General features: G+C 65.7%; 20 protein-coding genes. 10 read left to right on the forward strand and 10 right to left on the reverse strand.

Going from position 1 to position 19,957, the window contains the following annotated elements; genetic code table 11:
* Positions 1–123 precede the first annotated feature (123 nt).
* From ISP20_RS00525 to ISP20_RS00540, 4 genes are all read left to right on the forward strand, one after another.
* A complete protein-coding gene (locus ISP20_RS00525) occupies positions 124–1,002 on the forward strand; it encodes a pseudouridine synthase (RefSeq protein WP_239535133.1) in 879 nt (292 codons plus the stop codon).
* Positions 1,003–1,054: 52 nt separating this feature from the next.
* Positions 1,055–2,122: a class I SAM-dependent methyltransferase gene (locus ISP20_RS00530; RefSeq protein WP_204634118.1), complete on the forward strand. Its 1,068-nt coding sequence runs from the start codon at positions 1,055–1,057 to the stop codon at positions 2,120–2,122.
* Entirely contained in the window at positions 2,119–2,832 is a 714-nt protein-coding gene (locus ISP20_RS00535; protein ID WP_204634119.1) for a pseudouridine synthase, read from the forward strand. The genes ISP20_RS00530 and ISP20_RS00535 overlap by 4 nt, the downstream gene beginning before the upstream one ends.
* A 452-nt stretch (positions 2,833–3,284) precedes the next feature.
* A complete protein-coding gene (locus tag ISP20_RS00540) occupies positions 3,285–4,844 on the forward strand; it encodes a protein adenylyltransferase SelO (protein ID WP_204634120.1) in 1,560 nt (519 codons plus the stop codon).
* Between the two features lie 6 nt (positions 4,845–4,850).
* Here the strand turns inward: ISP20_RS00540 and trxC are convergent, their stop codons facing one another.
* A complete protein-coding gene (gene trxC / locus ISP20_RS00545) occupies positions 4,851–5,288 on the reverse strand; it encodes a thioredoxin TrxC (protein ID WP_204634121.1) in 438 nt (145 codons plus the stop codon).
* Between the two features lie 185 nt (positions 5,289–5,473).
* Here trxC and ISP20_RS00550 point away from each other — a divergent pair, with 185 nt between their 5' ends.
* Positions 5,474–5,830: a hypothetical protein gene (locus ISP20_RS00550; RefSeq protein WP_239535203.1), complete on the forward strand. Its 357-nt coding sequence runs from the start codon at positions 5,474–5,476 to the stop codon at positions 5,828–5,830.
* 10 nt (positions 5,831–5,840) lie between these two features.
* Here ISP20_RS00550 and ISP20_RS00555 read toward each other — a convergent pair whose 3' ends face one another.
* From ISP20_RS00555 to ISP20_RS00575, 5 genes are all read right to left on the reverse strand, one after another.
* Positions 5,841–7,238 carry a glycosyltransferase family 2 protein gene (locus ISP20_RS00555; RefSeq protein ID WP_204634122.1) on the reverse strand — a complete coding sequence of 466 codons (1,398 nt, stop codon included), beginning with the start codon at positions 7,236–7,238 and terminating at the stop codon, positions 5,841–5,843.
* Positions 7,239–7,557: 319 nt separating this feature from the next.
* Positions 7,558–8,346, reverse strand: coding sequence for an SH3 domain-containing protein (locus ISP20_RS21690; RefSeq protein WP_204634123.1), 789 nt, complete (start codon positions 8,344–8,346; stop codon positions 7,558–7,560).
* Between the two features lie 121 nt (positions 8,347–8,467).
* The gene (locus ISP20_RS00565) at positions 8,468–9,556 is read right to left on the reverse strand and encodes an aromatic ring-hydroxylating oxygenase subunit alpha (protein WP_204634124.1); all 1,089 of its coding nucleotides are present in this window, start codon (positions 9,554–9,556) and stop codon (positions 8,468–8,470) included.
* A gap of 54 nt (positions 9,557–9,610) precedes the next feature.
* A complete protein-coding gene (locus tag ISP20_RS00570) occupies positions 9,611–11,434 on the reverse strand; it encodes a DEAD/DEAH box helicase (protein WP_204634588.1) in 1,824 nt (607 codons plus the stop codon).
* Positions 11,435–11,593: 159 nt separating this feature from the next.
* Positions 11,594–12,517: an oxygenase MpaB family protein gene (locus ISP20_RS00575; RefSeq protein WP_204634125.1), complete on the reverse strand. Its 924-nt coding sequence runs from the start codon at positions 12,515–12,517 to the stop codon at positions 11,594–11,596.
* A 243-nt stretch (positions 12,518–12,760) separates the two neighbouring features.
* Here ISP20_RS00575 and ISP20_RS00580 point away from each other — a divergent pair, with 243 nt between their 5' ends.
* On the forward strand, positions 12,761–13,858 hold the full coding sequence (locus ISP20_RS00580) for a 3-deoxy-7-phosphoheptulonate synthase (protein ID WP_204634126.1): 1,098 nt from the start codon (positions 12,761–12,763) through the stop codon (positions 13,856–13,858).
* Here the strand turns inward: ISP20_RS00580 and ISP20_RS00585 are convergent.
* Positions 13,855–14,280, reverse strand: coding sequence for an OsmC family protein (locus ISP20_RS00585; protein ID WP_204634127.1), 426 nt, complete (start codon positions 14,278–14,280; stop codon positions 13,855–13,857). The two genes, ISP20_RS00580 and ISP20_RS00585, sit on opposite strands and share 4 nt — an antisense overlap.
* Positions 14,281–14,438: 158 nt before the next feature.
* Here ISP20_RS00585 and ISP20_RS00590 point away from each other — a divergent pair, with 158 nt between their 5' ends.
* The gene (locus ISP20_RS00590; RefSeq protein WP_204634128.1) at positions 14,439–14,714 is read left to right on the forward strand and encodes a GNAT family N-acetyltransferase; all 276 of its coding nucleotides are present in this window, start codon (positions 14,439–14,441) and stop codon (positions 14,712–14,714) included.
* Between the two features lie 122 nt (positions 14,715–14,836).
* Positions 14,837–15,526, forward strand: coding sequence for a DUF1345 domain-containing protein (locus tag ISP20_RS00595; RefSeq protein ID WP_204634129.1), 690 nt, complete (start codon positions 14,837–14,839; stop codon positions 15,524–15,526).
* Between the two features lie 182 nt (positions 15,527–15,708).
* Here the strand turns inward: ISP20_RS00595 and ISP20_RS00600 are convergent, their stop codons facing one another.
* The gene (locus tag ISP20_RS00600; protein ID WP_204634130.1) at positions 15,709–16,191 is read right to left on the reverse strand and encodes a YajQ family cyclic di-GMP-binding protein; all 483 of its coding nucleotides are present in this window, start codon (positions 16,189–16,191) and stop codon (positions 15,709–15,711) included.
* A gap of 106 nt (positions 16,192–16,297) precedes the next feature.
* Here ISP20_RS00600 and ISP20_RS00605 point away from each other — a divergent pair, with 106 nt between their 5' ends.
* Positions 16,298–17,476 carry an aminoacetone oxidase family FAD-binding enzyme gene (locus tag ISP20_RS00605; RefSeq protein WP_204634131.1) on the forward strand — a complete coding sequence of 393 codons (1,179 nt, stop codon included), beginning with the start codon at positions 16,298–16,300 and terminating at the stop codon, positions 17,474–17,476.
* Between the two features lie 63 nt (positions 17,477–17,539).
* A complete protein-coding gene (locus tag ISP20_RS00610; protein ID WP_204634132.1) occupies positions 17,540–18,427 on the forward strand; it encodes an NAD(P)-dependent oxidoreductase in 888 nt (295 codons plus the stop codon).
* A gap of 109 nt (positions 18,428–18,536) precedes the next feature.
* Here the strand turns inward: ISP20_RS00610 and ISP20_RS00615 are convergent, their stop codons facing one another.
* Positions 18,537–19,004: a YaiI/YqxD family protein gene (locus ISP20_RS00615; RefSeq protein ID WP_204634133.1), complete on the reverse strand. Its 468-nt coding sequence runs from the start codon at positions 19,002–19,004 to the stop codon at positions 18,537–18,539.
* Positions 19,001–19,879: a PhzF family phenazine biosynthesis protein gene (locus tag ISP20_RS00620; RefSeq protein ID WP_204634134.1), complete on the reverse strand. Its 879-nt coding sequence runs from the start codon at positions 19,877–19,879 to the stop codon at positions 19,001–19,003. The genes ISP20_RS00615 and ISP20_RS00620 overlap by 4 nt, the downstream gene beginning before the upstream one ends.
* Positions 19,880–19,957 lie beyond the last annotated feature (78 nt).

Genomic DNA, 19,957 nt, shown 5'->3' on the forward strand with positions numbered 1-19,957 from the left:
GTTTATCCAACGGCTTGCCGGTTGGAATGGTGTACGTCGTAAGTGATGGCAGTGCTTCGCGGCCGACTTTCGCCAAGTAAGCAGCGCAGGTTTAAGCTCCCTTGATCGATGGAGAGTCGCCCGATGTCCGTTCCTCCCGCCGCCAGCACGGTGCACCTGCCCCAGGGATCATGGGCCACGGTGCTGGACGGGCTGTGTGCGCTGTTTCCCCGTATCGACAGGAGCATGTGGGAAGACCGCTTTGCGCGCGGCCGGGTGCTCGACGAGGCGGGGCAGCCGCTGGCTGCCGGTACGCCGTACCGGGTGGGCTTGTGCGTGCGCTATTTCCGCGAAGTGGCGCAGGAACCGCCGATCCCGTTCCGCGAGACGCTGCTGCATGTGGATGCGCACCTGGTGGTGGTGGACAAGCCGCATTTTCTGCCGGTGACGCCCGCGGGCGGGTTCGTCGAGGAAACCGTGCTGGCGCGGCTGACGCGGACCCTGGGCAATGCCGACCTGGTGCCCTTGCATCGCATCGACCGCCACACCGCCGGGCTGGTGATGTTTTCGGCCGATCCCGCCAGTCGTGCGGCGTATCAGGCCTTGTTCCCCCAGCGGCGCATCCGCAAGAGCTATGAGGCGTGGGCGGCGCCGCTGCCGAATCTCTCCTTCCCGCAGGTGAGGCGTTCGCGCATCGCGGCGGGCGAGCCGTTCTTCCGCATGCAGGAGGTGGCGGGCGAGCCCAACAGCGAGACGCGCATCGACGTGCTGGAACGCCACGCCGCGCACTGGCGCTATGCGCTGGAGCCGGTCACCGGCAAGAAGCACCAGTTGCGCGTGCACATGGCGGGGCTGGGTGCGCCGATCCTGCACGATCCGTTCTATCCCGAGCTACCCGAGCCGCAGCCCGACGATCATGCGCGACCGCTGCAATTGCTGGCGCGGAGGCTGGCTTTTGTCGATCCGCTGAGCGGCCAGCCGCGGGAGTTCGTCAGCGAGCTGGCGCTGCTCTCGCTCGAATGAGTCGCAGGTCCAGGCGGTAATATAGCCAGCCCCTTCCAGGACCGACCGGCCGATGCCTGTCTCTTTCTCTCCCGCAGCCCACGACGCGGCGCTGGAGGCCATCTTCGTGCCCTTTGCATCGGGCGAGCTGACGCTGCCTGCCGATGGCCGCGTGCTGTTCCTGCGCGCCCGCGACGGCTTCCGGCTGCGCGAGATGGCGCAAAAGCAGTGGGTGTGCGAGCAAAGCTTCAAGCCGTTCGCCGAGGCACTGGAGCGCAGCGGTCTCACCGTCGCCTCGCCCGGTGCCAGCGAGCCGTTCCCCATGGTGCTGGTATTGCCGCCGCGTCAGCGCGACGAGGCGCGCGCGCTGTTTGCGCACGCCTTGCAGCGGACCTCGGCTGGCGGCGTGGTGCTGGTGGCCGTGCCCAATGCGGAAGGCGCCAAGTCCGCCGAGGGCGATCTGGCTAGTCTGGCTGGGCCGCTCAGCCATCTTTCCAAGCACAAATGCCGCGTGTTCTGGACCCAGCCGCTAGGCGCGCAGCTCGATCGCGAACTGCTGGAAAGCTGGGCATCGCTGGATACGCCGCGGCTCAGCCCGGCCGGCTATGTGAGTCGCCCCGGCCTGTTCGCCTGGGATCGCGTGGATACCGCTTCGGCCTTGCTGGCGGCTTGTTTGCCCACGGATTTGCACGGCAGCGTGGCGGACCTGGGCGCCGGCTACGGTTATTTGTCGGCCCAGCTGCTGGCGCGTTGCCCGGCGGTATCGTCGATCGATCTGTTCGAAGCCGAGGCGCGCGCGCTGGAACCGGCGCGACAGAACCTGGATCGCGCGCAGCGCGAACATGCGCGTGCCGCAACGTATGCGCTGCACTGGCACGACGTCACGCAAGGCTTGCCGCGACGCTACGACGCCATCGTCAGCAATCCGCCATTTCACCAGGGGCGCGCCGATCTTCCCGAACTCGGGCGCGCCTTCATCGATGTCGCCGCCGACGCGCTGCTGCCACACGGCAGGCTCTGGCTGGTGGCCAATCGGCATCTTCCCTACGAGGCCACGCTGGCCGCACGTTTCAACGAGGTACGCACGGTGGTAACGCAGGACGGATTCAAAGTGATCGAAGCACGCGGAGTGCGCGCATGAAACTGGTCAAGCTGATCGCCAACCTGGGCTATGGCAGCCGCAAGGAAGTGACGTTGATGTTTCGCGAAGGCCGCATCACCGACCCCGATGGCGAGGTGCTGTACGCGGACGACAAGGTGCCGCACGAACACATCCGCATCGACGAGGAGCCGCTCGATCCACCCGCCGGCATGGTGCTGGCGATGTACAAGCCACTGGGCGCGACCTGTTCGCGCAAGGACATCGGGCGGGTGGTCTACGACCTGCTGCCGCCGCGCTATCGCGTGCGCGATCCGGCGTTGTCCACGGTGGGACGACTCGATCGCGATACCTCGGGCCTGTTGTTGTTCACCGACGACGGCGCGTTGCTGCACCGGATCATTTCGCCCAAGGCGCGCGTGGCGAAAGTATACGAAGCCACGTTGGCGAACGACTTGCGCGGCGACGAAGGCGTGCTGTTCGCCAGCGGCAGCATGATGCTGGAATCGGAAACCGATCCGTTGGAACCGGTGACGCTCGAAGTGCTGGAACCGCGCCGTGCGCGAGTGACGCTCACCGAGGGTCGCTACCACCAGGTACGACGCATGTTCGCCGCGGTGGGCAACCACGTCGAAGCGCTGTCGAGGATTTCGGTGGGGGCTCTGACGCTCGAAGGTCTGCAGCCAGGGGAATGGCGAGCGCTTGAAGAACAGGAGATCGCGCGCATCTTTGCATCGCCGGCGGGCGGTTGATGCGCGCGGGAAATCGCGAAGTTTTAACCGAACGGATGCTCGCGGCGTCGGGCGAGTTCGTCCTCGCGTCGAGAATGAGCGCCAGGTTGCCAGGACACCAGCTGAAAAGCGCTGCGATCCTGATGGTGGCTATGAGGGACGTCCGACGTGTCCCGATGGTTCAGCATCCCTGCTACCAGCTGCATTCCGCGCTCGATGGCGGAACGTGCAAGAAGCATGTGCATGTGTCGACTCCGGGCCACCCCTGCGTGGCCGTTCAGGGCACATATAAGCAGCTTCACACGCGATACACAAATGCCAATAGCTACTGAATTTTGGCGTAAGTTTGTCTTAAGCGAAGTCGTCATCTTCACAAAAGTGAACCACGCAATGTTCTGCGATTTCAGCGCGGGCAAACGACGTTTCCCTCGCGATGACAGCGCTGCCAATCCAGCTTTTTGCAGGACCCAAACATGCCGCAGTTGATCTTCGATAACGCCTTCGCGCGCGACTTGCCGGGAGATCCGGAGCAGGGACCGCGTCAGCGCCAGGTTCTGGGTGCCCTCTACTCTCACGTCCGGCCCACCCCGGTGGCCGCGCCGCGCGTCGTGGCGTGGTCCGCGGAAATGGCGCGGGCGCTGGGTTTGGATGAGGCGGACATGGAAAGCACCGAACTCGCCCAGGTGCTCGGTGGAAACGCCCTGCTCGAAGGCATGACGCCTTTCGCCGCCAATTACGGCGGTCACCAGTTCGGCGTCTGGGCCGATCAACTGGGCGATGGACGCGCCATTTCGCTGGGCGAGGCGATCACTGGCGATGGTCATCGCTGGGAACTCCAGCTCAAGGGGGCAGGACGTACGCCGTATTCGCGCGGTGCGGATGGACGCGCGGTCCTGCGTTCGTCGATCCGAGAATTTCTCTGCAGCGAAGCGATGCACCATCTGGGCGTGCCGACGACGCGCGCACTCAGCCTGGTGGTGACAGGCGACGCGGTGGTGCGCGACATGTTCTACGACGGTCATCCGCAGGAGGAGCCGGGTGCCATCGTCTGCCGTGTGGCGCCGTCGTTCATCCGCTTCGGCAATTTCGAATTGCCGGCCGCGCGCGGCGACATCGCACTGTTGCGCCAACTGGTCGACTTCACCATGGCGCGCGATTTCCCTCAATTGCAGGGCGAAGGCGAGTCTCTTTACGCCGCGTGGTTCGCACAGGTGTGCGAGCGTACGGCGCAGATGGTGGCGCAGTGGATGCGCGTGGGTTTCGTGCATGGCGTCATGAACACGGACAACATGTCCATCCTCGGTCTCACCATCGACTACGGTCCGTACGGCTGGGTCGACAACTTCGATCCGGAGTGGACACCCAACACCACCGACGCAGGTCGTCGCCGCTATCGTTTCGGCCAGCAACCGAACGTGGCCTGGTGGAACCTGAGTCGACTCGCGATGGCGTTGGCACCGCTGTTCAGCGGCACCGAGCCGTTGCAGGCGGGCCTCGATCGCTATGCGGCGGTCTACGCCGAGGCGGACCGTGCCAGCATCGCCGCGAAACTGGGTTTTTCAGCGTGCGAGGACGGCGATGTGGAGCGCATGCGCGAACTCCATGCCCTGCTCGCCGATGCCGAAGTCGACATGACCTTGTTCTTCCGTGCGTTGGCGGAGGTGGATCCGGCGCAGCCTTCGTTGGCGCCGCTGCTCGATGCGTTCTACGACGAGGCCAAGCGGCAGGCGTTCGAACCCGCTTTTCAGGCGTGGCTCGAAAGTTACGCGGCACGTGCGCGCAGCGATGCGCTTTCCAACGAGCAACGGCGCACGCGCATGCGTCTGGCGAACCCGCGCTATGTGATGCGCAACTACCTTGCGCAGGAAGCGATCGATCGCGCGACGCAGGGCGATTACGCCGGCATCCACGAATTGCTCGAGGTCATGCGCCGCCCGTACGACGATCAACCGGGCCGCGAACGCTACGCGCAGAAACGGCCGGCCTGGGCCGCGCACAAGGCCGGCTGTTCCATGCTCTCGTGCAGTTCGTGAGTTGCTTCAGCGCAGCGCGTTGGCGAGGAACTGGCGCAGCTGCATGCCGTTGAGCGCGCCCGCCTGGCGCGCGACTTCCTTGCCGTTGCGCAACACCAGCAACGTGGGAATGCTGCGGATGCCGAAGCGCTGCGCCAACGCCGGTTGTGCTTCGGTATCGACCTTGGCCAGCCGCAGCTGCGGCTCCAGGCTGGCCGCCGCTTCGGCGAACACCGGCGCAAAACTCAGGCAGGGTCCGCACCAGGGTGCCCAGAAATCGATCACCACGGGCAGCTCGCCGCGCCCTGCCACGGCATCGAAGTTGCCGGCGGTCAGTGCCACCGGTTTGCCCTCGAACAGCGGCTGCTTGCAGCGGCCGCACACGGGATGTTGACCGAGACGGTCTTCAGGCACGCGATTCAAGGCTGCACAGTGGGGGCAGGGGATGCTCAACGGAGTGGACATGGCAGGCCTCGGTGGCCAAAACTCGATGCAGCATCAGATGGTGTCCGTCGCGCCGCTAAACAAGGAGGCCGAACGTGCAGGGCCTGGATAGCAGGAACTCGACGGGCCGATGGCTCGCCCTGCTGGCGGGCGCTAGCTGGACCCTGCCCAACAGCCTGCTGGGCCTGCTTGCGGGCCTGGCGTGCATGCCGTGGGGTGCGCGGCCGCAATGGCGCCGCGGGGAATGGGCGCTGGCCTTCCGGCGCATGCCTCATCGGGGCAGCGGCGGAGCGCTCACCCTGGGCAACGTGATCCTGTATTCCTGCGACGAGCTCGATACGCCGTGCTTCACCTATGCGCATCGCGCGGGACATCGCAGCGAGCCGCGCATTTCATTGGCGGACCATGAGCGCGCGCATGTCTACCAGTACATGGTGCTGGGACCGTTGTTTCTGCCGCTGTACGCGCTGTGCGGCGGCATCAGCGTGCGAAACCGTTTCGAGCGCGCCGCGGATCGCTACGCGCAACACCGCGCCGGCTGGTGGCCTTGGCCGATGGCGTGAAAGACCGCGCTCATCGCCAATAGTCGCGCGGGCGCCATCCCAGCAGACCGGAAAGATAGCCCATCACGCTCGCCGGCTTGAGCACGAGTCCGTAGAGCATGGCGTAGCCGAACAGGCCGAACGGATTGCGCCGTACGGTGAGTCCGACGGAGCGGAACATGCGCGCCTGCACCGCATAAACGACCAGGTTGGCCAACAGGCTCGCCGGCAGCACGAACGCCAGCATCGCACCCGCCAGCCAGTAGACGCCGGTACATGCCAGCAGGACGGCGGGTATCAGGGCAATCGTGTAGGCCAGATCCATGTATGGGAACAGAAGATTCCAGCCGATGAAGAACGTACTCAGGCGGCGGCGGAAAAGCAGCGAACCCTGCGCCTTGAACGCCTCGATGAGGCCGCGCGCCCACTGCTGGCGTTGCTGGAGAAACGACGCGAGCGACGCGGGCACGCGCGCGAAGGCGATGGCGTCTTCGCAGTAGCCCACGCGATGGTGGTCTTGCAGGATGGCCCAGGTGAGCACGGTGTCTTCGCCCGCGCAGGAGGGCCAGCCGCCCACCACGCGCAGGATGTCGGTGCGGTACAGCGAAAACGTGCCCGGGGCCACCAGCGTGCCCTGAAACAGGCTCTGCAGGCGCTTGCTGGCGGCGATGCCCTGGAAGTAATCCCACTCCTGCATGCGCGTGACCAGGCTCTGCCGCGAGTTGCGTACGAGCACGGCGCCGGCGACCGCCACGGTATTCGGCGGATCGCTCATGTAGCGCGTCACCAGGCGTCGCAAGGCATGCGGTTGCAGGTGCGCATCCGCATCGAGGGTCACGGTGAGCGGGCAGGAAGCCAGCCGCAGTCCCGCATTCAACGCATTGGCCTTGCCGCCTGCGCTTTGCAGATCGAGCACTTCCAGCCAGGGATACGACACGCTATGCAGCCGTTCCAGCGTGGCATCGGTGGAACCGTCGTTGATCACCATCACTTCGATGCGCGCGGGGTAGCGTTGCGCGGCGATGCTGGCGAGCGTGTCGAGGATGCTGTCCTGCTCGTTGTGCGCGGCGATCAGGATCGTGATGCTGGGAAAATCATCGTCGGCGAAGTGCGAGCGGGGCGGGCGGCGATCGAGCAGCAGGCCCACCGCGAGAAACACATGCATGAAGGCGGGCAGCACGGCGACGCCGATCACCAGCAGGTGCGCCGTCCACTGCCTGCCCGGCGTCAGTTCGCCCATCCAATGCTGAGCCATGGCATACGCGAACACGGCCCACGCCAGCGCGAGGACCAGAGCCAGCACGAACTTCAGGCAGACCGGCACGTAGTGACGCCGATGCACGCGGCTGTCGTTGGCCGCGGCAAACGGCAGGCGGACCGTTACGGGGAACGGTCGTCGCCTGGACCAGTCTCGTGCGTTGACGCTCATGCGAAGGCTCGCTGCTGCAACGGCATCGCGTTGGTCGACCACGGAGGATGCTGCCCACCGGTATCCCGGTGACAGGCACCTCCGCATGCCTGGCCGGCGCATGCCTGAATGACCCCGACGGCGTCCTGCCAGAACTCCGCTTCTCCTTGATTTGAAGGGCAAGAGTCGTGCCACGGGACTTGCTCGGCGATAGCCGCGCAACATCGGCAAAAAGCGGGGTTTCAGCGCTTATCGGCGGAAAACGCGGCCGAGCGCAAACCGACGCACGCGGACACAAACCGACGCACTGGGGCGCCGGTTCGTGCTTCGCTGGCAGGCATCAGGCGGCCTTGTTGTCGCCCTTCTTCTCCGGGGCGGGCCGCGCCTGCGGATGAGGGGCCGGATGATTGCCGCCGCCCTGGTTCGGCGGTGGGCGATGGCCCTGCGGCGGCCCGCCGCCCGGCGGTCGGCCCGAGCCCGGCGGATGCGTGCCCGGATTCGACGGTGGCCGGTTGTTCGATGGCGGACGGTGTCCCTGCGACGGCGGCGGCCGGTTGCCCTGGTTCGGCGGCGGACGATTGCCCGGGGGCGGGCGATTGCCGTGCGGCGGCGGACGGTGGCCCGGCGGCGGCGGACGATGGCCACCCCCCGGCGGCGGCCGATGACCCGGCGGCGGCAGGCGCGAACCCGGATGCCAGCCCGGCGGACGCGGCGGCGGGCGCGGCGTGTAGGGACGGCCATACCAGTAATCGCGGTTCCGATAGAACGGGCGATTGGTGTAGTACGAACCCCAATACGCGCCGATCGAGAAGGCAACGATCGGAATGCCGATGCGCGGCCCGTAATCGGCCACGTAAACGGGTTGGCTCTGGTAGGAATACTGCACGAACGTGGCCGCCACCCAGCCGCGCAGGCCTTGAGTGATCACATCGCACCAGCCATAGCCCTGGGTGCAGCCTTGAATCGCCACCGGCGTGCCAGCCGGCAGCTGGGCGATGGTGGGATAGCCGGCGTCGGGGCCGGCATAGAGATCGACGTACGCGGTCACCACGCCGTTCAAGCCCTGCGCGAATGCGGCAGGACTGGCACATCCCAAGACCAACAACACGGTCCAGACAAACCGCTTCATGTGCGCCTCTCCCGAATATAGGGCCCGATGAGACTGCGCCATCCGCGAAGGATGCGTCAATCCTGCGTCAGCTTGGCCGGTCGCGAGTTCATGCGTTCAGCCGCCGAGCGGACTCGCTCGGTCATCCCTCGGCAAGCGATTCGCGATACGCGCGGCGCACCATCTCGTGGAAGTGATGCACGGCATTTTCCCGCAACGGATTCAGACGCCCCGCTTCGTACGAACCGGAGGCAAGCCCGCGCTGCACGTCCGCGCAGATGGTCACGTCCTCGTCCTGCACCTCGTCGCTGAACTCGACGTCGCGTGCGCGGCGCGCATGCGCCTCGGCGCTGTCGTCGGCGGGATAGTAGAAATCGAACTCCACCCGGCAGCGATCCACGCCCAGCGGCAGCACGCGATTGGTCTGCAGGCGCGAGGGCAGGATGTTGAGCATGGTGTTGGGATGGATGAAGTAGTACAGCGCCTCGCCGCTGCCGTACAGGTCGCCGGCGCTTTCCAGCGGGCTGTACTGGAACGAATACCAGGGTGCCGTCTCGGTGATGTAGCTGCGGTAGTCGAGCAGCTTGTTGAGGCCGGGATGGATGTGCGGCACGTGGTAACCCTCCAGGTAGTTGTCCACGTACACCTTCCAGTTGCACGCCACCTCGTAGCTGGCGCGGTGATGGAATTGGTAGTGCTCCAGCGAGCGCTCCGGTCCCAACCGTTCGTCGATGCCGGCTACCACCTCGGCAAACGGCGGCGCATCGCCGATGGCGACGAACACCAGCCCCTGCCACAGCTGCACGCGCACTTCGGGCAGGCGGATGTCCGACGGATTGAAATCCTTCGTGCGGCCCATCTCCGGCGCGCCGCGCAGCACGCCGTCGAGGCCGTAGGTCCAGCCGTGATAGCGGCAACGCAAGGCCTTCGCGCCACGGCCATCGCAACTGGCGATCGGGCCCGCACGATGACGGCAGACGTTGTGGAACGCACGAATGACGGCGTCTTCGCCGCGCACCACGATCAAGGGCAGCCCCGCGATCTCGGTGACCATGTGGTCGCCGACATCGGCCACCTGCGACTGATGGCCAACCAGCTGCCAGCTGCGGGCGAAGATGGCGCGCGCATCCAGCATCGGCATGCGCGGATCGGTATAGAAGCGGGCGGGCAGCGTCAGCGCGACATCGAGCGGTTGCGCAGCAAGAACGGCATCGTCGAACAGATCATGCATGGGAAGAACGGCCGGCAGCTGTTTGCCCGAGTATCGGCCCCGGCGGCCCTGCGCTCAAGCATTCGCCAGCTGCTGTTGCACGTCGTTGATGGAGTTGCGGATGCGCTGGCTGAAGATCGAATCCTCGTGGTGGATCAGCACCAGCCGCTCCGTCGCACGCGTCATCGCGACGTAGAGCAGGCGTGCTTCTTCGGCCTCGTTCTTGCCCGGTTTGGGCAGCGAGCCCAGGCCGGGGATGATCACCAACGGGAATTCCAGTCCCTTGCTGGAATGCATGGTGACCAGCTTGACCGTGTCGTCCACCACGAACAGCGAACTCTTGCCGTTGCCCTCGGCGAGCTGGCTGGCAATGCCGGCCCGCTGCAGCGCCTCATGCAATTTTTCGCCCTCCCAGCCGTTGCGGAAGATCACGGCCATGTCCGACAGGCTCCGGCCCGCAGCCAGTTCGTCGCGCAGGCGCTGGATGATCGCCGGCAGCTGTTCCTCCTGGCGCTCCACGCGGATCAGCTCGGGCAGCGCGCCGCGGCGGCCGGCGCTTTCGGGTGCAATCAGCGGCACGCCGTCGTCGTCGTCGCTGCGTCCCAGCAGCAGCTCGTTGGCGAAGCCGCGTGCCACCGAGAGGATTTCCAGCGTGTTGCGGTAGTTGAGCTTGAGGATCGTCGTGCGGCCCTGCGCCTGCACGCCCAGGCTCTTCCAGCTGAGCTTCTTGCGGGTGGCCTGTCCGTAGATGTTCTGTGCGTCGTCGTACAGCACCAGCAACGAGTTGGTGTTGGGATCGATCATCTGCACGATCAGCTTGTACCACTCCGGCTCGAAGTCGTGGCCTTCGTCGATCAGCACGGCGCCATACTGGAAGCGCGGGATCTGTCCGTTGTCCACGCCGGCAATCACCGCGGGCGGCAATTCCTCGGCGAAATGCGGGCCGTCTTCGGGCAGCGGAACGTGGTAGGCCGTAAGCATGCTGCGGCACCACTTGTGGAAGTTGTACACCTGCACCTTGTCGCTGAGGCCGCGCTCGCCCATCAGCTGTTCGAGCCGCGCCGCCAGCGTCTTGTTGTAGCAAAGCACCAGGATCGGCTTGGACAGCGCGCGTGCCAGCTCCATCGCGCGGAAGCCCAGGATCATCGTCTTGCCCGAGCCCGCCACGCCGTGAATGATGCGATGCTCGTCGCCCAGCGAACGGGCCAGCAGTTCCTGCTGGGCATCCATCACCTTGATCAGGTCCGGGATGGCCAGCTTGGTTGAAGCGCTGCCGGCCGAGCCGAACAGGCCGAACTGGCCGTCGCCCGGTTCCACGCGGATTTCCGGGAACAGGTGCCAGCGCACGCGATCGATCTGCGGCAGCGTGAGGGCGGTGGGAAACACCTGCGGGAACATCGCCCACAGGCGTTCCTGGAACGCTTCCGATTCCACCGTTTCGTACATCTCGTCCTGGCAGATCACCAGGTGGGCAGGAATCACCGCCTCCAGCTGCCCTGCCTCGAACTGCTTGCGGCTGATGTTGGCCAGTACCACGCCGTAGCCCCACGGCATCAGCAGCTTGCCTTCGTAGCTGTGGCCGGGCGGGTGACGCAGGGCGGGGTCCTGCGCCAGCACCTTGTAGATCTCGCTGGCGCCGTCGCGTGCCTGCATCAGCGGGTTGTGTTCCTTCACGCTGTTGCTGCCGGTGATCAGCGTGAACTGGGTGCGGTCGGCCTGCTGGATGGTGCCGGGCTTCCAGTCCTTCACCTCCAGCACCAGCAGGCCGCGGCGCGGATGGAACACGATGAAGTCGGGACGCCGCTGGCGGGGGCCGATGGCCACGTCGTACCAAAGCAGATAGTCGTCCTCGAGCTTCTGCTCCAGCCGCTCGGAAAAGCGCTTTTCGCCGCTGGTCATCTGCGGCAGGCAACTGTTGCGGGATGGGATGAGCGTCGCCAATGGAGAGCCTGCCTCGTGCCATTCCTTGTACGCGCGGTGCGTTCAGGTCCGGCGACGTTAACGGATCGGCAGGGCGTGTCAATCTCGCGGGCCCCGCAAGGCCCGCTCAGGGCTGCATCAACGCCAGCGTTGCAGCGTATCGGTGGGCACGCCGACGCGTGCGCAGGCATGGCTGCCGATGCCGTCCTGCAAGGCCATGCGGAACACCGGCGCCACCGACCACAGGGCCCGCGCCGCCAGTCGCGACTGCGCGCGCTGCAGCGGCGTGCGTTCCAGCAAGGTATCCGCCCAGACCGGCAGCAGGGCAGCGCCTGCCTGCAGGAACACATCGCGCGACAGGCCCGCCACCGGCACCGGCAGGCGCACGCGATACAACACGTCCAGCACGGCACGCGAACGCTCGCTGAAACACAGTTGCGCGCGCACGCGCCGGAAATAGGCGGTGACCTGGGCTTCCGATGCCGGCACGTCGCGCGCGCCGAGCGCTTCGGCAAGGCGGCGCACTTCGTCGTAGTAGCGGTCGCCGGCGCCGGCCGGCATGGCGATATGGCTGTAGCGGCGATAGCCCTGCAGGAAACTATAGGCTTCGGTCACATGGACCCAGGTCAGCAGGTCGGGATCGTCGGCGGAGTATGGACGTCCATCTTCGGCGCTGCCTTTCACCTGCGTATGGATGTGCTTCACGCGTTCGATCAAGGCATGTGCCTGTTCGAGCGGCGCGTAGGTGGTACCACTGACGAACGACGTCGTGCGGCGCAACCGGCCGATCAGGTCGTCGCGAAAGTTCGAGTGATCCCACACGCCCGCCAGCGCAAGCGGGTGCAGGGTCTGCAACATCAACGCCGCCAGTCCGCCCGCCAGCATGGCGGGAAAGTCCGCGTGCACGCGCCAGGTGGCGCTGTCCGGGCCGAACAGGCCGGGATCGCCGGGCGGATGATCGTAGTCCACGTGGCCGCCGCCACCGCGCGGAAACGCGCTGAGCACCCAGCGTCGAATGGGCTCGCGGGCAGGGCGGGTGAGCAGATTCCATGGCAATGACATGGGGCTGAGTGTAATGCTTGGTTTCACATGCATCCTTTGCACGCGCGAAAAGCCTGTGCTATTCCTAGCGCCCATGACCTTCCCCACCGCCCGCCAGTATTTTTGGTTTTACGGCTATCCGATGCCGCTGGCGGAGGGTTGGTCTCGACTGTCGTAACGACAAGACACCAAATCCCAAAAGGCCGCCAGCCCACCACTGGCGGCCTTTTTCATGGTCGCGAGTGAATCCCCCAGGAGACCACCGTGAACCCTTCCACCGACGATTTGCGCATCCGCGCCATCACCCCGCTCAGCGCGCCTGCCGAGGTGATGCGCGACTGCGCCGCCAGCGTGCACGCCGTGCATACCGTGAGTGCCGCAAGGCAGGCGCTGCATCGCATCCTGGCCGGCGAGGACGACCGCCTGGCCGTGGTGATCGGCCCGTGTTCGATCCACGACACCCGGGCCGCGCTGGAATACGCCGGGCGCCTCGCGGCACAGCGCAAGCAACATGCGGGCGAGCTGGAAATCGTGATGCGCGTGTACTTCGAAAAGCCGCGCACCACGGTGGGCTGGAAAGGGCTGATCAACGACCCGGGTCTCGACGGCAGTTTCCGCATCGACCAGGGCCTGCGGCTGGCGCGCGGACTGCTGCGCGACATCAACGAACTGGGCGTGCCGGCCGGTTGCGAATTCCTCGACATGATCACGCCGCAATACATCGCTGACCTGGTGGCGTGGGGCGCGATCGGTGCGCGCACCACCGAGAGCCAGGTGCATCGCGAACTGGCCTCCGGGCTGTCGTGCCCGGTGGGTTTCAAGAACGGCACCGACGGCAACGTGAAGATCGCGGTGGATGCGGTGAGTGCCGCCTCGCAGCCGCACCATTTCATGGCCGTGACCAAGGAAGGCCACACCGCCATCGCCGCCACCACCGGCAACGAGGACTGTCACCTGATCCTGCGCGGCGGCAAGACGCCGAACTACGACGCGGCCAGCGTGGAAGCGGCCTGTATCGCCATCGCCAAGGGCGGGCAGACGCCGCGCGTGATGATCGACGCCAGCCATGCGAACAGCGACAAGCAGCCGGAAAACCAGCCGCGGGTGGTCGACGACATCGCCGCCCAGCTTTCGTCCGGCGAGCAGCGCATCGTCGGCGTGATGGTGGAAAGCCATCTGGTCGGCGGACGTCAGGATCTGCTGGAAGGCCAGCCGCTGCGTTACGGGCAGAGCATCACCGACGGCTGCATCGACTGGGAGGCCTCCACCCAGGTGCTCGAACGCCTCGCCCAGGCCGTACGCGCCCGCCGCGTTGCCCGGGCAGCGGCACAGCGGACGGTGCGCGCGGGGTGTCTTGGTTAACTTTCGAGTTTGGCGTCGAGGTTGATGGTTGCCTTCAGCACCTTCGATACCGGGCAGCCTTCCTTGGTCGCCTTGGCGATCTTGTCGAAGCTGGCGGCGTCGATACCGTCCACTTTCGCGCGGCAGGTGAGATCGACCGTGGTGATGGAGAAGCCGTCGCCATCCTTGTCCAGCGTCACCACCGCCTTGGTCTCGATGCGCGTGGCGGCGTGGCCCGCTTGTTCGAGGCCCAGCGCCAGCGCCATCGTGTAGCAACCGGCATGGGCTGCACCGAGCAGTTCCTCGGGATTGGTGCCCGGGCCTTCCGCAAAGCGCGACTGGAAGCCGTAGCGCGCTTCGTGCAGCACGCCCGAAGCGGTGGATATCGTGCCGGAACCTTCCTTGAGCCCGCCGGACCAGGCGGCGGATGCGTTTCTTTTCATGTTCGGCTCCCGGGAGCATGCAAAATGTCCGGGAAGCTTGCCGAAAGATTCATCCACGAAATGCGAACGCCGAAGGCGATGCTCTTCACGCCTGGTTCGCTGTCACCTGCTTTAACCTGCGCTTCCGGAGCATCCCCAGCTTCGCGAGGGCGCGTTTCATGTCTGCCGAGATCAATCACAACTCCAGGGCGCATCGTTTCGAGACCAAGGTCGACGGCGTGCCTTGCGTGCTCGACTACACGCTCGACGGCGATGTCATGACGATCACCCACACGATCGTTCCGTCGGCGGTGGGCGGTCGCGGCATCGCTTCCAATCTCGTGCGTACCGCATTGGATACGGCGCGCGTGGAACACTGGAAGGTCGATCCCGCCTGTTCGTATTCGGAGATCTGGATGACCCGCCATCCGGAGTACCAGGACCTGCACGTCTGAGCGGCGAAACCTGCGGCTACGAGAATGCGCTGAACTGGCTTTAAGATGCGCCATGCCCGCTTCCGGGTCATGGAGAAAGCGCTCGTGAAGACCAGTAGCCCGAACGTCGCAAGGACCTGCGCATGAGCGCCGCCAACGGCCGCAACCATTCGCACCGGCGCAAGTTCGTTCCGTTCCGGACCTTTCGCGCCCGTCCGCGCCTGATGGTCTCGGGCGCCGTCGCGTTGATCGTGGGCCTCGCGCTCTGGCACCAGTTCGACCTGAAGCCGGCCAAGGCGCTGTTGCTCGGCTTTGACCTGGGCGTGGCGGTATATCTGATCGCGCTGACCATCCTGTTCTGCCGCTCCACATCGCCCGAGGTGATGCGTGGGCAGGCGCGCAAGCAGGACACCGGGCGCTGGGGCGTGCTGTGGACTTCGCTGGTCCTGACCGGCTTCGTCTCGCTGGCGCTCACCACCGAGATGGGCGGCGCGAAGGGCGGCGACGGGAAGGCGCTGATCATCGCCGCGACCAGCATCGTGCTGTCGTGGCTGTTCTTCAACGTGATGTTCGGCATGCACTATGCGCATGGCTTCTACGGGGATTTCGGCGCGAAACACGAGGGCCTGGATTTCCCTGGCACGGAAGAGCCCGACTACTGGGACTTCATGTATTTCTCGATCGTCATCGGCATGACCTTCCAGGTTTCCGATGTACAGATCAGCAGCCGCTACCTGCGCCGCGTGGCTTTGCTGCACAGCGTGATCGCGTTCTTCTTCAACGTATTCATCATTGCGATCAGCGTGAATATCGCGGCGGGGCTGGCGGGGTAGGGCGTCTCGCGGCCGTCACCTTTCCTACCCGTCATTCCGGCGCAGGCCGGAATCCAGTGGCGAGGCGACTGATTCTCGCGATGGCCTCGCATGCTTTTGGTGTCGGTCTTTGGCGAAGACCGGAAACCGAGGCTGCTGGATTCCGGCCTGCGCCGGAATGACGAGCCAGGGTGCGAGCCCTGTCAATCGCGGAAATTGTCGAACTGCAGCGGCAGTTCCACGTCGGCCTTGCGCAGCACGGCCATGGCTTCCTGCAGATCGTCGCGCTTCTTGCCGGTGACGCGCAACTTGTCGCCGTTGATCTGCGCCTCGACCTTCAGCTTGGCCGCTTTCAGCGTTGCCACCAGCTTCTTGGCGATCGGCTGCTCGATGCCCTGCTTGACGGTGACTTTCTGGCGCGAACCGCCAAGATTGGTCTCGGCGCTGCCCACGTCCAACGCGCGGATGTCGATCTTGCGTGAGGTGAGGCGGCCACGCAGGATGTCCAGCATCTGTTCCAGCTGGAATTCGCTGGGGGCCGACTGGGTGATCACGAACTCGTCCAGCTCGAACTTCGCGTCGGTGCCCTTGAAATCGAAACGGCTCGACAGCTCGCGGTTGGCCTGGTCCACGGCATTGGTCAATTCGTGCTTGTCGACTTCGGAAACGACGTCAAAGGAAGGCATGGTGGCGGTCCGCTGCAGGGAAAACCCGAGTTTAAGCCATCTGGCGCATCCTGAAGGATAATGCGCGGTCAATTGAACGGGAGCAGGGCATGGCGGCGGTGCGCGCGTGAAAGTAGACGTACTGGTCATCGGCGCCGGCGCCGCCGGGCTGATGTGCGCCATCGTGGCCGGCCAGCGGGGACGCAGCGTGCTGGTGGTCGACCATGCCAACAAGGTCGGCAAGAAGATCCTGATGTCGGGCGGCGGCCGCTGCAATTTCACCAACACGGGCGTGACACCGGCGGCTTACCTGTCCGCCAATCCGCACTTCGCCAAGTCGGCACTGGCCCGTTACACGCCCTGGGATTTCATCGCGCTGGTGGAGAAGCACCGCATCGCGTACCACGAGAAGGAGCTGGGCCAGCTTTTTTGCGACGAGTCCTCCAAGCTGATCGTGCGCATGCTGCTGGACGAGTGCGCGCAGGCCGGCGTGCGCATCGAAACCAGCTGCGGCGTGAAGCGCGTGCGCAAGACCGACGAGGGTTTCAATGTCGTCACCGCGCATGGCGAGGTGCACGCGCAATCGCTGGTCGTCGCCACCGGCGGCCTGTCGATTCCCAGCATGGGCGCCAGCGGCTTCGGCTACGAACTGGCTCGGCAGTTCGGCCATGCGGTGCTGCCCACGCGGGCCGGACTGGTGCCGCTGACCTTGAGCGGCAAGCATCAGGAGCGCTACCAGGATCTTTCCGGCGTGGCTCTGCCGCTGACCGAAACCCGCGTGGGCAAGCATTCGTTTCGCGCCGGCATGCTGTTTACCCATCGCGGCCTCAGCGGACCGTCGATCCTGCAGATTTCCTCGTACTGGCAGGCGGGCGACGACCTGCGCATCGATCTGCATCCCGAACGCGATCTCGCGGCGTGGCTACAAGAGCAGCGCGTGGCGCGTCCCGCGGCGGAACTGAAGAACGTGCTAGGCGACGTGTTGCCGCGCCGCCTCGCACAGCGCTTGTGCGAGCTGTGGTTCGAGAGCCGGCCGATGCGCCAGTATCGCGAAGCGGAACTCAAGAGCATCGGCGAACAACTGCATGACTGGCCCATCGTGGCCAGTGGCACGGAAGGTTATCGAACGGCCGAAGTCACTTTGGGCGGCGTCGATACCGACGGCATCTCATCGTCCACCATGCAATCGAAACTCGTGAACGGCCTGTATTTCATTGGCGAAGTGGTCGACGTGACCGGCTGGCTGGGCGGCTACAACTTCCAGTGGGCATGGGCATCGGGGCATGCCGCAGGCGAGGTGGCGTAATTTCGCACCGGGTGAACGCTGTGCGTGATCCACTGAAAAAGTTGTCTTCTCCGGAGTTATCGCATGAAATTAGGTTTTATCGGCCTGGGAGCCATGGGCAGCGCCATGGCCAGCAACCTGATCAAGGCCGGACACGAGGTCATCGTGTGGAATCGCTCGCCCGGTCCCACCGAGCCGTTCGTATCGCTGGGTGCCAAGGTGGTGAAGACGGCTGATCGCGCGGCGCAGGGCGACGTGCTCTTCAGCATGCTGGCCAACGACCAGGCCGTACGCCAGGTGTTCTTCGACGACGGTCTGCTCGATGGCATGGACAAAGGCACGGTGCACGTCAATCACGCCACCATTTCGGTGGCGCTGGCGCGCGAGCTGGCCGAGCAACATGCGCGTCGCGGCCTCGATTACCTGGCGGCGCCCGTGTTCGGTCGTCCCGACGTGGCGGCAGCGGGCAAGCTCAACATGCTCGCGGCGGGCAAGCCGGCGCTGATCGATCGCCTGCGCCCGCTGCTCGAAGCAATGGCCAGCCGTATCTGGCCACTGGGCGAGGAGCCCGAACGGGCGAACGTGGTGAAGATTGCGGGCAACTTCATGCTTGGTGCCGCCATCGAAAGCATGGCCGAGGCCTCGGCGCTGGCTCGCGCCCACGGCGTGAGCGCGGCCGATTTTCTCGAGGTGATGACCAACACCTTGTTCGCTGCGCCTGCCTATCAGGGCTACGCCAAGCTGATCGCCGAATCGCGCTACACGCCGGCCGGATTTGCCTTGCCGCTGGGCTACAAGGACATCGGCCTCGCGCTCGCGGCAGCGGATGCCACACGCGTGCCGTTGCCGCTGGCGGGGCTGTTGCGTGACAGCCTGCTCGAGGCCTTGGCCGGCGGCAAGGAAGACGTTGACTGGTCGATCATGGCGGAAGTGGCCGCGCGGCGGGCGCATCTGGACGAGCGCGAGCTCTGACCATACCCGTCCATCAAATCCGTGGGAGCGCACCCTGTGCGCGACGGCCGATCGAAGAGGAGATCCTCAGCTCTGCGGTCGCGCAAAGGGTGCGCTCCTACAGTGATGTTTACCGTGTGCTGCGGAACTTCACCAACCACCGATCCAGCTGATTGGCAAAGGCCTGCTTGTCGCGCGCATGGAAAGCCGCCGGGCCGCCGGTATCGACACCGGAACCGCGCAATTCGTCCATGAAATTGCGCATGGAGAGGCGTTGCGCGATGGTATCGGGCGTGTAGAGCTCGCCGCGGGGATGCACGGCAAGCGCGCCTTTTTCGATCACCAGGGCCGCAAGCGGAATATCCTGCGTCACCACCAGGTCGCCCGCGCTCACGCGCTCCACGATCTCGGCATCGGCCACGTCGAAGCCTCCCGGCACCTGGATGGCGCGCACGAAACGCGACGGCGGCGTGCGCAGCCACTGGTTGGCGACCAGCGTGACGTGCACCTGCTCGCGGTCCGCCGCGCGAAACAGCACTTCCTTGATGGCCGCAGGGCAGGCGTCGGCATCGACCCAGATCTGCGGCCGCGCGCTCACTGGCCGCTCCAGTGCAGCGTGCCGTCGATGATGGTGTTGGTATGTCCGCCGATCCACACGCTGTCGCCGTCGATGCGCACGGTGAGGCTGGCATCGTGGCCGATCTCGCGGCCCTGGCTCACCACGTAGCCACCCGCGAGTGGACCGTTGGGCTCGGCGTGGGCGATATACGCCGCGATCAGGCCATTGGCGGCACCGGACGCAGGATCTTCCACCAGGCCCACGCCGGCGGGCAGTGCGCGCACGACGAGTTGATAGCCCGGCTGCGCACTGCGCGCGAACACGCACAGGCCCACGCTGTCGGTCGCCTTGGCCAGCGCGCCGATGGCGGCGTGGTCGGGCTTCCACTGGCGCAGCGAGGCTTCATCGGCGCATTCGGCCAGCCACCAATGGCGGCCGCCCGAGACGTAGGCCGGCGGCAGCGTGCCGAGATCGATGCCGGCAAGTGCCGCATCGAGCAGCGGATGCGCGTCGCGGCCGGTTTTCTCGACGGTGGAGCGGGGTGATTTCAGCAGCAACTGTTGGGCGCCATCGGTGCCTTCGACGCGGATGGGCAACACGCCCGCGCCGCATTCCTGCCACAGCACGCCGTCCACGGGCTCGGCTCGGTCGCACAGCAGCACGGCGTGCGCGCTGCCGATGCTGGGATGACCGGCGAAGGGAATTTCCTTGTGCGGCGTGAAGATGCGCACGCGGTAGCTCGCGCCCGGTTGGCTGGGCGGCAGCAGGAAGGTGGTTTCGACGAGGTTGGTCCAGCGGGCGAAGGCTTGCATGCGGGCATCGCTCCAACCGGTGGCGTCGGTGACGACGCCCAGGTGGTTGCCGCCGCCGGGCGTGGCGGCAAAGACGTCCAGATGCAGGTAACGAATCGACATGGGGAGTGCCTGGGGCGTGGGGAAACGCTTGGAGCCGGGCATGATAGTGCGGAATTTCGCCCTGTGCGCGGGCTTTTC

It is taken from the genome of Dyella kyungheensis, from assembly GCF_016905005.1.
Classification (GTDB): Bacteria; Pseudomonadota; Gammaproteobacteria; order Xanthomonadales; family Rhodanobacteraceae; genus Dyella; species Dyella kyungheensis.

Excerpts from the sequence above, each read along its gene's own strand:
- ISP20_RS00525 (WP_239535133.1), top strand. The coding sequence starts at position 124 with ATGTCCGTTCCTCCCGCCGCCAGCACGGTGCACCTGCCCCAGGGATCA.
- ISP20_RS00530 (WP_204634118.1), top strand. The coding sequence starts at position 1,055 with ATGCCTGTCTCTTTCTCTCCCGCAGCCCACGACGCGGCGCTGGAGGCC.
- ISP20_RS00535 (WP_204634119.1), top strand. The coding sequence starts at position 2,119 with ATGAAACTGGTCAAGCTGATCGCCAACCTGGGCTATGGCAGCCGCAAG.
- ISP20_RS00540 (WP_204634120.1), top strand. The coding sequence starts at position 3,285 with ATGCCGCAGTTGATCTTCGATAACGCCTTCGCGCGCGACTTGCCGGGA.
- trxC (WP_204634121.1), bottom strand. The coding sequence starts at position 5,288 with ATGTCCACTCCGTTGAGCATCCCCTGCCCCCACTGTGCAGCCTTGAAT.
- ISP20_RS00550 (WP_239535203.1), top strand. The coding sequence starts at position 5,474 with ATGCCGTGGGGTGCGCGGCCGCAATGGCGCCGCGGGGAATGGGCGCTG.
- ISP20_RS00555 (WP_204634122.1), bottom strand. The coding sequence starts at position 7,238 with ATGAGCGTCAACGCACGAGACTGGTCCAGGCGACGACCGTTCCCCGTA.
- ISP20_RS21690 (WP_204634123.1), bottom strand. The coding sequence starts at position 8,346 with ATGAAGCGGTTTGTCTGGACCGTGTTGTTGGTCTTGGGATGTGCCAGT.
- ISP20_RS00565 (WP_204634124.1), bottom strand. The coding sequence starts at position 9,556 with ATGCATGATCTGTTCGACGATGCCGTTCTTGCTGCGCAACCGCTCGAT.
- ISP20_RS00570 (WP_204634588.1), bottom strand. The coding sequence starts at position 11,434 with ATGACCAGCGGCGAAAAGCGCTTTTCCGAGCGGCTGGAGCAGAAGCTC.
- ISP20_RS00575 (WP_204634125.1), bottom strand. The coding sequence starts at position 12,517 with ATGTCATTGCCATGGAATCTGCTCACCCGCCCTGCCCGCGAGCCCATT.
- ISP20_RS00585 (WP_204634127.1), bottom strand. The coding sequence starts at position 14,280 with ATGAAAAGAAACGCATCCGCCGCCTGGTCCGGCGGGCTCAAGGAAGGT.
- ISP20_RS00590 (WP_204634128.1), top strand. The coding sequence starts at position 14,439 with ATGTCTGCCGAGATCAATCACAACTCCAGGGCGCATCGTTTCGAGACC.
- ISP20_RS00595 (WP_204634129.1), top strand. The coding sequence starts at position 14,837 with ATGAGCGCCGCCAACGGCCGCAACCATTCGCACCGGCGCAAGTTCGTT.
- ISP20_RS00600 (WP_204634130.1), bottom strand. The coding sequence starts at position 16,191 with ATGCCTTCCTTTGACGTCGTTTCCGAAGTCGACAAGCACGAATTGACC.
- ISP20_RS00610 (WP_204634132.1), top strand. The coding sequence starts at position 17,540 with ATGAAATTAGGTTTTATCGGCCTGGGAGCCATGGGCAGCGCCATGGCC.
- ISP20_RS00620 (WP_204634134.1), bottom strand. The coding sequence starts at position 19,879 with ATGTCGATTCGTTACCTGCATCTGGACGTCTTTGCCGCCACGCCCGGC.